The 6,282-nt window shown below is 48.4% G+C and carries 6 protein-coding genes; 1 reads left to right on the top strand and 5 read right to left on the bottom strand.

Annotated features, from left to right (window positions below; all coding sequences use genetic code 11):
* The coding region (locus IQ235_RS15875) for a hypothetical protein (protein WP_405196688.1) at positions 1 to 199 on the bottom strand (199 nt) is incomplete at its 3' end.
* Positions 200 to 388: 189 nt separating this feature from the next.
* Positions 389 to 1,525, bottom strand: coding sequence for a metallophosphoesterase family protein (locus IQ235_RS15870; RefSeq protein WP_264322414.1), 1,137 nt, complete (start codon positions 1,523 to 1,525; stop codon positions 389 to 391).
* 306 nt (positions 1,526 to 1,831) lie between these two features.
* Between IQ235_RS15870 and IQ235_RS15865 the strand changes: the two genes are divergently transcribed.
* On the top strand, positions 1,832 to 2,437 hold the full coding sequence (locus IQ235_RS15865) for a hypothetical protein (RefSeq protein ID WP_264322413.1): 606 nt from the start codon (positions 1,832 to 1,834) through the stop codon (positions 2,435 to 2,437).
* Positions 2,438 to 2,669: 232 nt separating this feature from the next.
* On the opposite strand, the gene IQ235_RS15860 is transcribed toward IQ235_RS15865, so the two are convergent.
* From IQ235_RS15860 to IQ235_RS15850, 3 genes are all read right to left on the bottom strand, one after another.
* On the bottom strand, positions 2,670 to 4,145 hold the full coding sequence (locus IQ235_RS15860; protein WP_264322412.1) for a hypothetical protein: 1,476 nt from the start codon (positions 4,143 to 4,145) through the stop codon (positions 2,670 to 2,672).
* A 56-nt stretch (positions 4,146 to 4,201) separates the two neighbouring features.
* A complete protein-coding gene (gene cobO / locus IQ235_RS15855; protein WP_264322411.1) occupies positions 4,202 to 4,864 on the bottom strand; it encodes a cob(I)yrinic acid a,c-diamide adenosyltransferase in 663 nt (220 codons plus the stop codon).
* Positions 4,865 to 5,154: 290 nt separating this feature from the next.
* Positions 5,155 to 6,114 (bottom strand): alpha/beta hydrolase-fold protein, encoded by a 960-nt coding sequence (locus tag IQ235_RS15850; RefSeq protein WP_264322410.1) that lies wholly within the window; start codon positions 6,112 to 6,114, stop codon positions 5,155 to 5,157.
* Positions 6,115 to 6,282 lie beyond the last annotated feature (168 nt).

The following is a 6,282-nucleotide window of genomic DNA, read 5'->3' as shown; positions in this document are numbered from 1 at the left end:
CCTCATAGCTGGCATGGAATTCTCCCAGGCAAATCGTTAGCAGATGTAGACCCAAATTCCCTCCCGGCATTTCCCCAGCCGGTTCTCGTTCGTAAATTAGGTGCAAACCGTCCCATCCCGCTTCATCGCTAGACAGCAGGTGGAGATGTTCGATGTAGTCTCCATTTAAATCGAGGGTTGGCGATCGTTCTTCAGACACGGAAAATGGGGAATAGGGAACAGGGAATGGGGAATGGATGAGTGTCAGTCGAGGAAAGAAAACGGTAGGGGTAGTGCCCCTGTGCCTACCCCGTTCGGTATAACCCCTGTCGGTCGATCGCGGCGGCAAGGGGTAACCACAGCGGTAAGGGCAAAGGGTAACAACGGAGGGATTACGCCTACGAAACGACTAAATTTTAGATTTTATACGAGAAGGTTGTCGAGACAACTTCAACGTGACGTGATTATCGATCGCCGCGAGATTTCCCTCGCCATCGGTGGCACTAAAAGACTCGATGAATCGACGCGCTGTGGGGGGAAAATGGGGAAACTCGAATTGCGCGTCCCCATTGGCAATATTTGCCCAAAAATATCGCAAACTCGGAACGAGGGGTTCGGCTTCTTCAAGAGATAAATTTAATGGCGCTTCCGTCAACAATCGCATCATAAACGGGTGGCTGCGATCGCCCATCCACTCCCGCGAAACCTGGTTCAACTCGGGCCAATCCGGCAGCGATTCCACTCGTCCCGACTCGATTTGCAACCAACTTTGTCCCCCAGAGTCCGTCCGAAATTCGAGAACGCGATAGGGGTGGGGGTAGCTCACCAGAGACCCGGTGGTAATATCGTAAATGCCGCGATCGTAAGCGATATCTTGGGCATGGAGGTGTCCGGTAAACACCAACTGCACCCGCGCCGATCGCAACATCGACAACAGCCGAGGGGCATTGTCAAGCATATACCGACGACCCATAGGACTGCGAGATTGACCGGGAACGTGTTCGATAACGTTGTGATGAACCATTACTAGCAGCAGTTCTTCTTCCGCCTCAGCTAGTACCGTTTCTAGCCACCCGAACTGTTCTTCGTCCAAGCATCCCTGCTGTTTCCCCGCTTCATCAAATTGGTTGGAATTGAGGGCGATTAACCTGACCCCCGGCAGAATTTCGCGAGTGTAGTAGAGTTTTTCCGGGTTCTCGTAACCGCAGTGGTGGTAGTAGTGGGGAAAATCCGCCCAGGCGATGGAGGTGTCGTTCGCCAGCAGACTGGGGACATCGTGATTGCCGGGAATGGTGTAGGTGGGGTACGGCAGTTGTGCCAATCGTTTGCCCAGCCAGGCGTGATTTTCCGGTTCTCCGTGCTGCGTCAAATCCCCCGGAAGTAGGAGAAAATCTAAATCCAGCCCGCTCAACCGTTCTAAGATTAATTCTAGGGCGGGGATGCCCACTTCCACCAAATGAAAGCGTTTGGGGTGGTTCCAGATGGTGTGGGGTAGGGCGATATGAAGATCGCTGACGATCGCAAACTTGAAATTTAGAGTTCCCATCTTTTCTGATATTGTGGCTTTTAATATCTCAATTTTGACCCACCCCGATTTTTACTGTAGTCGAAATGAACCGCAGCGATCGCATTTTTTGGGTACTCAAGGGCGATTGATGGGATTTGCGAGAAGACTTTATCTTGATGCTGGCTTACATCAAAAAACAATTTGAATAAACCACAAAGGCACGAAGGACACAAAGTTAGAAGAAGAAGAGAAAGGAAGGGAAAGTCTAGGGCGGGGAAGGAAGTTAGTGGAAGTTCCAATTCCAACGCTGATGGCTAATCTAGTAACGTCAAAGATGGCAATTTAATGGCATACAGTGATTTTTCTTTAAATCGAGTCAAGAAAGTCTTTGGACTTACCGAAAAGTCTGTGTCCCTATTCGGTGATGTTGCACCTTTAGAGCCAAGTCATTGGATACAGGAAACTCTTAGCTATAGCCTCAAGTTGGCGCTATCTTCATCCAGCGAGAAAGCGCGATCGGAATTTATTATTGCTCCTATTTTAATTGAACTAGAACGACATAATTCAAGTAAAATCTCGATATATTCGGGAGAAAGTTTAGATGTGGACGATGCGCGAGGATTGAAAGGGGAATGCGATTTTATTTTGTCGAAAGGTCCCGTTTCTTTAACGATGCAACCGCCGATTATTTCTTTGGTAGAAGCGAAGAAAAGCGACATAAAAGGTGGGTTGGGTCAGTGTATTGCCCAAATGTTGGGCGCGCAACGATTTAACGAGTTAGAAGGAAGTGAAATTGCGGCGATCTATGGTTGCGTAACAACGGGGGAAGATTGGCAGTTTCTCAAGCTAGAAAAAAGCTGTATTCTTGTAGACGATCGAAGATATTATATCAACGAACTTGAAAAGTTACTGGGAATTTTTCAATGGATTGTAGATAGCTATAATTTTTAATGCTTTTTGTTAAAGATTCAGGCTTATCTGAATCTTTATTTAGAAAAACGTAAGTATTCAGGTTGAAGTTATTTGAGATCGAACCCACTCCTAACCCCAACCGCAGAGGGGAATTATCGCCTGAAGTTGGGAAGAAATATTAGAAATATTCATCTTCTACTCCCCTCCATCGGAGGGGTCGGGGGTGGGTTCGACGATTTGCTGGTGTGGCTGAATACTTACAGAGAAACCTTTACCGCTTGACAATTTGATTGAGACGTTGAGTTTCAGCCAAAATTCGCTCGAAATCTTCTTCTTCCATCCGTTTAACGTAATTAATTTTAAACTCTTCTAAGAAGTCAAAAACTAAACCTTGAATATCAGAAATATTCTTGGGCTTTTGAACTTCACCAGCGAAAGACTCGCTAAAATGTTCGATTAATTGATTGGTAAGTTGTGCGCCGACGGGGTCCTTGAGGGTTGCCGTTAAGGTTTCGTAAACAGTTTGGGTCATTTGCGAAACCAATTGTTTGACAATTTCATCGGGAACATTGCTCAGTCCAGGAATGTTTTCTAATCCTTGATAGATGGGAATGCTCTTTAAATTTTTAGTAATATTATGGTGTAGGAGTGCTTCAATATCCGGTTGAATTTTCGGCCAGACTTCGTAAACGCTTAAGTTGACAAATCGAGTCGAAAGTGCTTCGACTTCGTTGACATTATTTAAATCGATGTAGTCGCGACGTTCGCTGGTATCTAGCCATTTCGGTAGATCGTTTTGAATTGCATACTGAATTTGGTCGATAATCCGAATCACCACCATTTCTGTTAGCGCTTCGGCAAAATTAGCGACGACCCCTCGGTTGATTTGCTGCCAAACAGAGTCTAGATTTAACAAGTTTGTTCGATCGAGTCGAATGGCAACGGGAATCACCCGCAACAGCGACCAAAAGGGGGTAAATAGCGGTAAGGGAATCGAAAAGGGTAGAAAGAGAAAGACATCGTACCAACGCCACAGCATCGCATCGGGAAACCACTTCACGCCAATATTTCGCCGCGAGATAAACCAGGTTCGAGCTAGAAATTCTAGGAAAAATATAATATTAAAATAGAGATCGAACCACCAAAACTTATTAATCAGTTCGCCCGTTTCGCCATAGTGTCGGAAGTAGTTAGTTTCCATCAACGGACGAATTTGCCGATCGAAAAATCCGATTTCCTCTTGCCAACTATTTTGCGTTAAATAAGACCGAGTCCAAAATCGAGCGAACGCATCTTTAGAAGACGTACCTCGATCGTCAAAGATCCGGACGCGAATCAAATTTTTAATTTTTTCTAGCGCCCCAATTTTATTTGCCCGCGCGAAGGGATTATCATCGATCTTTTCCCGACTCATCTGGCGCAAATCGGCCAGAATCGGGTCCACTTCCCGAGAGTCTAATCCCGTTTGCCTGACTTGAGCTTTGAGTCGATCGACAGTTTGCAGGTATCCCTGAGTATCTCGATGGGGTTCGATACCTTTAAGCCTGTCGTAAGTTTTATGAAACCCTTTAGGAAACCGAAGGCAAACCTCTCGAATATAAAAACAACGAACGTACAAATCTCGATACGGAATATAGCTCAGATCGAACAGCACCAAACCCAAATTTGCCGCCGCCAGCAGGGCCATCACTTTTTCAAACCAGGATGCCGATCGCGTGGCTTTTCTCGAACGTGAGTAAACAGGCATAATTTAGAGAAGAAGTCGGTGGCGATCGCCGACGCGATCGAAGAAAACAGCAATCGCTAAAATTCAATACCCGGCTGCGCTTTGACTCCCTGTTCCCGGAAAGGATGTTTGACGAGTGTCATTTCCGTCACCAAATCCGCCCGTTCGATTAATTCGGCCGGTGCGCCGCGCCCGGTTAAGATAACGTGGGAGTCGGCAGGCTTGTCATCGAGTCCGGCGAGAATCTCGTCGGCTTGCAGGTAACCGAGTTTGAGCGCCACGTTCACTTCATCGAGCAATACCAGCTTGAATTCGGGGTTGCGAATAAATTCTAACCCTTTTTCCCAGGCTTCTCGGGCTTTGGCGATATCCCGATCGCGATCTTGGGTTTCCCAGGTGAAGCCTTCCCCCATGGCGAGAAACTCGATCTGTTCGGGCCAGCGATCGAATACGGCTTTCTCTGCGGGTTCCCACGCGCCTTTGATGAACTGGACGATCGCCACCCGGTAGCCGTGACCGAGCGATCGCAGCACCATTCCCAGGGCCGCTGTCGTCTTCCCTTTCCCGTTCCCCGTATTAACGATAATCAAGCCTTTTTCAACATCGCGTTGGGCTAATCGCTGGTCTTGCACCTCTTTACGACGTTGCATCTTTTTCTGATAGCGATCGGCATCGAGGGCCGCGGCACCGCTGAGGTCTTCAACTTGGGATTCTAGGGTATCGGAGGTGGGAGTAGACATGGCACTCTTTGGATATTCGTTCATCCTCAATTTTGACAGAAAACGGAGAGGGGAGAATTCGGAAGCGCGGAATTCGGAATTCAGAAAGGGGATGGGGGCAGGGGAGACAGTAGGCTGAACGTGCTGAAGAGGGCGTTAGTGTTAGCGATAGCGAAGCCATGCGCGATAGCGCTATAGCCATGCCGTTCGCGTAGCGTCTTTGAAGGAGAATGCCATAGCATTTGGATCTGCAAATTTTTGGTTGGACTCATGAGAAATCGTCCAAATGCGCGCGCCCCTACAATATGCCCCTACGATCGACGATCGCGATCGATAAACTCAAAGATTTCATCAAGTTGTCCGCCCCAAAATGCGTAGTCATGTCCTGCCCCTTCAATGGCTTCGTAGCGTATTGGGATGCGATCGCCGTGGGTTTTCACTAGGGCTTGATAAAATAACTGACTTTGGGATTCCGGTACGATATCGTCGGCGGTTCCGTGGGCAAGATAGAGGGGCATTTGCCATTCCTCGACTCGACTTTGGGGGTTGTCCCGTCCCGTCCAGCGATCGGGATATTCGGCAAACGACCCGTAAACTGCCGTCATCAGGCGATCGTCTGGGGTATTTTCCTGGCTGAAATCCCCCGATACGCTTGCCCCGGCAACAAACAAACCGGGATTTTCCAATGCCACCAACGCCACGCCGCGCCCTCCGGTAGATAGTCCCAGCAGCGTATTATGCTGTCCCGAACGGAGTAAATTGTGTCGCGCCTGCATCGTCGGAATCAGCCGTTCGCGGACGAACTCGCCGCCGGGAACCGCGTTCCATCGCAGTTCGGTTTCCGGGTAGTAGGCACTTTCGTAGAGGGTTTGCCCCATTTCGGGCATTATCAAAGCGTACCCGTAGCGATCGGCGTATTCCACCAGGGATGAATTTTCCACCCAACTCGATCGGGAAAAGTCCCAGCCGGGAAGTACCAGCAGACAAGGAAAATCATCGTCTTCATTACTGCCATACCCCGGAGGTAGATAGAGATCGTAAGCCACATCATCGACGGTGAGGTTGCGATTCCAGCCGGGACTGGCATTGGTGACGCTCATTTGAGTGACAGGAGAAATGGCAGGTGTGGGAGAAATTTGGAGAGTGGCATTTTCCGTCGTATTTTCGATCGAAGGTTCGATTTCCGAGGCAGGTGGCTGTGTCGAACAGGCGATCGAAAATGGGAGAAGCCAGAATAATTGAATCCATCTAAGAACGTATTTTAATTCCATATTTATAGATGTATGAAGTTCTCGATCGCATTAGTACTCCACCACAGAAATCATGAGGGTTAACTCGCTTTGCTTCCCCTCGATAGGAGAGGTTAGGATCGAAGATTTAGTAAGCCCTCCGATTGCATGAGTAAACCGTAGATCTCCCCTCTCGGGAGGGGTTGGGGG

Source organism: Zarconia navalis LEGE 11467 (assembly GCF_015207075.1).
Lineage (GTDB): Bacteria > Cyanobacteriota > Cyanobacteriia > Cyanobacteriales > Geitlerinemataceae > Zarconia > Zarconia navalis.
The sequence above is the reverse complement of the archived record's forward strand: the minus strand, read 5'-3'. Positions and strand labels throughout refer to the sequence as shown.